Consider the following 5332-nt stretch of genomic DNA (forward strand, 5'->3'; position numbering starts at 1 on the left):
TGATTTATCCAAGAAAACATAAAGCACCCTATGTGAGCGGAACGACCTGCTCTCCCGCGACCTGACGTCGCAGTACCATCGGCGATGCGGGGCTTAACTTCCGAGTTCGGAATGGGATCGGGTGATCCCCCGCTCTATGGTTCCGCTCACATAAGGTGCTCTTATCTACACCCTGAGATCTGCATGCGCGTGATAAACCAGCTATATGTCACACAGGAAAAATAAGTCTTTATCGGAGTCTCTACAATTGAAGGTATGTCTTCTTTAATATTTAAGAAGTGAAGAGCTCGGGCTATTAGTAACGCTCACCTGAACGTGTCACCACGCTTACAGCTGCGTCCTATCAACCAGATAGTCTATCTGGGCCCTTACCAAAAAGGGAACTAATCTTAGGGCCGGCTTCCCGCTTAGATGCTTTCAGCGGTTATCCGTACCGCACGTAGCTAGGCGGCCATGCCGTTGGCCGACAACCGCGCCACCAGAGGTGCGTCCACCCCGGTCCTCTCGTACTAGGGGCAGCTCCCTTCAATTCCCTTACGCCCGCGGAGGATAGGGACCGAACTGTCTCACGACGTTCTGAACCCAGCTCGCGTACCGCTTTAAATGGCGAACAGCCATACCCTTGGGACCGGCTCCAGCCCCAGGATGCGATGAGCCGACATCGAGGTGCCAAACCTTGCCGTCGATGTGGACTCTTGGGCAAGATCAGCCTGTTATCCCCGGAGTACCTTTTATCCGTTGAGCGACGGCCCTCCCACATGGGGCCGCCGGATCACTAGAGCCTGCTTTCGCACCTGCTCGGCATGTATGCCTCGCAGTCAAGCCCGCTTACGCTCTTGCGCTCTTAGGTGACGGTTGCCGACCGTCCTGAGCGGACCTTACGCGCGCCTCCGTTACATTTTAGGAGGCGACCGCCCCAGTCAAACTACCCACCTGACACGGTCCGCACGCCGGTTCACGGCCGCGCGTTAGGCAGCCAGCACGGCGAGGGCAGTATTCCAAGGGTGGCTCCATGAGGGCTTGCGCCCCCACTTCAAAGCCTCCTGCCTATCCTCTACACGCCGTACCAGATGCCAATGCCAAGCTGCAGTAAAGGTTCACGGGGTCTTTCCGTCCTTCCGCGGGTAGCTCGCATCTTCACGAACAATGCAATTTCACCGGGTCCATGGTCGAGACAGCGCCCAAGTCGTTGCGCCGTTCGTGCAGGTCGGAACTTACCCGACAAGGAATTTCGCTACCTTAGGACCGTTATAGTTACGGCCGCCGTTTACTGGGGCTTAGATTCGCCGCTTCGCATTGCTGCTAACGGCTCCTCGTGACCTTCCAGCACCGGGCAGGCGTCAGACCCTATGCTTCGTCTTACGACTTTCCGCAGAGTCCTGTGTTTTTGGTAAACAGTCGCTTGGGCCTCTTCACTGCGGCCGCCTAAAGCTTAGATGGTAAACATCTTCACCAAAAGCGGCGCCCCTTCTCCCGAAGTTACGGGGCTATTTTGCCGAGTTCCTTGACCATGGTTCTCCCGATCGCCTCGGTATACTCTACCCGCCCACCTGTGTCGGTTTTGGTACGGGCGCCAACCAGTCTTCCTAGGGGTTTTTCTAGGGAGCATGGGATGACCGGCTTCGCGAATACTCGCTTCGTCTCACGTCTCAGGGAATGTCTAGTCGCTGATTTTCATGCGACTAGCCCCTACACGCTTTCACGGGGACGTCCAGAACCCCGCCCGGCTGCCCTCCTCCGTCGCCTCATCGGTATAACGTCTGGTTAGCGGTACGGGAATATCAACCCGTTGTGCATCGACTACGGCTTTCGCCCTCGCCTTAGCTCCCGACTGACCCTGGGGGGATTAGCCTTCCCCAGGAAACCTTGGGCTTGCGGCGGCGGGGTTTCTCGCCCCGCTCTCGCTACTCATGCCAGCATTCTCACTCCCACACACTCCACGGATGGTCACCCATCCGCTTCGCCGCCGTGTGGGAAGCTCCCCTACCGCTGACAGATAAACTGTCAACCCGCCGCTTCGGTGACATGCTTTAGCCCCGTTAATTGTCGGCGCATGTCCACTCGACCAGTGAGCTGTTACGCACTCTTTAAATGCATGGCTGCTTCTAAGCCAACATCCTGGTTGTCTGGGCAGACGCACATCCTTTGCCACTTAGCATGTACTTAGGGACCTTAGCGGGCGGTCTGGGCTGTTTCCCTCTCGGGCACGCGGCTTATCCCACGTGACCTGACTCCCGAGCTTTTATCCTTAGGCATTCGGAGTTCGGTTCTCATCGGCAGGCTGTGACGCCCCCTCAAAGATCCGGTGGCTCTACCACCTAAGGAGAACGCTTCGGGGCTAGCCCTAAAGCTATTTCGGGGAGAACGAGATATCTCCGGGTTTGATTGGCCTTTCACCCCTATCCCAGGCTCATCCCCTCGGTTTTCAACCCAAGTGGGTTCGGCCCTCCACGGGGTCTTACCCCCGCTTCAGCCTGGCCTGGGATAGCTCACCCGGCTTCGCGCCTCACCGCATACGACTAAAACGCCATCTTAAAGGCTCGCTTTCACTTCGGCTCGCTTTTCTAGCTTAACCTTGCCGTATACGGTGGCTCGCTGGCTCATTCTACAAAAGGCACGCCGTCACAGCGCAAATGACTGCTCCGGCTGCTCGTGGGCGTGCGGTTTCAGGTGCTATTTCACTCCCCTCCCGGGGTGCTTTTCACCTTTCCCTCACGGTACTGGTTCACTATCGGTCACAGGTCAGTATTCAGCCTTGGAGGGTGGTCCCCCCAGATTCGGGCCGCCTTTCACGTGAGCGGACCTACTCGGGTATAAGGCATATGGCCAGATCACCTTTCGCATACGGGGCTCTCACCCTGTTTCGCCGGCCTTTCCATACCGTTTTGCTAGATGTCTGCTTTGTATACCACATTACAAGATGCGAGTCTTGTAAAAGCCTAAACCCACAACCCCCGGGCGGCAACGCCTCGCCGCTTACACGCGCCCGGGTTTGGGCTCATTTGCGCTTTCGCTCGCCGCTACTCGCGCAATCTCGGTTGATTTCTTTTCCTCCGCCTACTTAGATGTTTCAGTTCAGCGGGTAGTCTCCCGGAAAGCTATGTGTTCACAAACCGGGTATCTGGGCATGACCCCAGATGGGTTCCCCCATTCGGAGACCTCTGGATAGTAACGGGTGTGTGCCCCTCCCCAGAGATTATCGCAGCTTGCCGCGTCCTTCATCGACTGCCTGTGCCAAGGCATCCACCGCACGCCCGTATCATCTTCGCTTCACAAGAAAACAAGATTTAATCGGGCACACAAGTGTGTACCACGAACACTACCTTGATAGGTAGAAATGTACCAATTATTTGCGATCGTCCGTGACAGATTTGTTTGCGAAGCTACCCTATTTAGGTAATAACAGCTTCGAATTGAATAATCTGTCGCATAACTTATTCTCCCGCGCGACAGTCCATATATTGGCAGCGGACTATCGCGCGCTATGCAGATGTCAAGGTGCAGATTTACAAGGTTATATATACACTCTTAGCACCTTGGCAGCCGGATGCTGGGATGGAAGTGATAGATCCCATACTATTTGAGGTATGAGTTAGTTTTAATCTTTCTATAAGGGTATCTCCCTAGAAAGGAGGTGATCCAGCCGCACCTTCCGGTACGGCTACCTTGTTACGACTTCACCCCCCTCACCCTCCACACCTTCGACGCCTCCTTCTTGCGTTAGGCCGGCGGCTTCGGGTGCAGACGACTCGGGTGGTGTGACGGGCGGTGTGTACAAGGCCCGGGAACGCATTCACCGCGGCATGCTGATCCGCGATTACTAGCAACTCCGACTTCACGCAGGCGGGTTTCAGCCTACGATCCGAACTGGGACCGGCTTTTAGGGATCCGCTCCCCCTCGCGGGGTGGCAACCCTCTGTGCCGGCCATTGTAGCACGTGTGCAGCCCAGGACGTAAGGGGCATGATGACTTGACGTCGTCCCCACCTTCCTCCGGCTTAACGCCGGCAGTCTTCTGTGAGTCCCCAACTAAATGCTGGCAACACAGAACAGGGGTTGCGCTCGTTGCGGGACTTAACCCAACATCTCACGACACGAGCTGACGACAGCCATGCACCACCTGTGTAGGCTCCTCTCGGCCACGGTGTTTCCACCGCTTCACCTACATGTCAAGCCCTGGTAAGGTTCTTCGCGTTGCTTCGAATTAAGCCACATGCTCCGCTGCTTGTGCGGGCCCCCGTCAATTCCTTTGAGTTTTAGCCTTGCGGCCGTACTCCCCAGGCGGAACACTTAATGCGTTAGCTGCGGCACGGAAAAGAAGTCTTCCCCACACCTAGTGTTCATCGTTTACGGCTGGGACTACCAGGGTATCTAATCCTGTTCGCTCCCCCAGCTTTCGCGCCTCAGCGTCGGTTGCGGCCCAGAGATCTGCCTTCGCCATCGGTGTTCTTCCCGATATCTGCGCATTCCACCGCTACACCGGGAATTCCGATCTCCCCTACCGAACCCGAGGTGTCCAGTTCGGAACCCGGCTCGGGGTTGAGCCCCGAGATTAGAGGTCCCGCTTAGGCACCCGCCTGCGCGCGCTTTACGCCCAATGAATCCGGATAACGCTTGCCCCATACGTATTACCGCGGCTGCTGGCACGTATTTAGCCGGGGCTTCTTCTGCAGGTACCGTCTTGTATCTTCCCTGCTGAAAGCGGTTTACAACCCGAAAGCCTTCATCCCGCACGCGGCGTTGCTGCGTCAGGGTTTCCCCCATTGCGCAATATTCCCCACTGCTGCCTCCCGTAGGAGTCTGGGCCGTATCTCAGTCCCAATGTGGCCGATCGACCTCTCAGTCCGGCTACCCATCGCAGGCTCGGTGGGCCGTTACCCCGCCGACTACCTAATGGGCCGCGACCCCATCTCATGCCGTATAAGCTTTCATCTTTTATCCATGCGGATAAAAGATAGTATCTGGTATTAGCTATCGTTTCCAGTAGTTATCCCAGTGCATGAGGCAGGTTGGTCACGTGTTACTCACCCGTTCGCCACTCTATACACACCCGAAGGTGCTTTAATCGTTCGACTTGCATGTGTTAAGCACGCCGCCAGCGTTCATCCTGAGCCAGGATCAAACTCTCCGTTCGAATCCTGAACTCTTATTTGAGTTCATAAGTTCAAATTAATTGATAGGTGGTTTTGTTATTTGATTAACAAAACCATGTGGATCTATCAAAGATTTTGCTGTCTTTTTGATCACACATTTTTGTTTGTGTGATCCCATCCACAGTATCCGGTTGTCAAGGTGCCAAAGGTGTTTAACCTTTGCGCCGTTTTGCGGCGCGA

The 5332-nt window shown here is 55.7% G+C and carries 3 rRNA genes; all 3 read right to left on the minus strand.

Annotated features, from left to right (window positions below):
* Positions 1 to 33: 33 nt before the first annotated feature.
* The 3 genes from rrf to G7Y46_RS08970 all read right to left on the minus strand — a co-directional run bounded on the left by rrf (position 34) and on the right by G7Y46_RS08970 (position 5133).
* Positions 34 to 148 (minus strand): 5S ribosomal RNA (gene rrf, locus G7Y46_RS08960).
* 127 nt (positions 149 to 275) lie between these two features.
* Positions 276 to 3270, minus strand: a 23S ribosomal RNA gene (locus G7Y46_RS08965).
* Positions 3271 to 3627: 357 nt separating this feature from the next.
* Positions 3628 to 5133: ribosomal RNA gene (locus tag G7Y46_RS08970) — 16S ribosomal RNA — on the minus strand.
* Together the 16S, 23S and 5S rRNA genes form the textbook arrangement of a ribosomal RNA operon.
* Positions 5134 to 5332: the final 199 nt, after the last annotated feature.

Source organism: Adlercreutzia sp. ZJ304, from assembly GCF_011039075.1.
Taxonomy (GTDB): Bacteria; Actinomycetota; Coriobacteriia; order Coriobacteriales; family Eggerthellaceae; genus Adlercreutzia_A.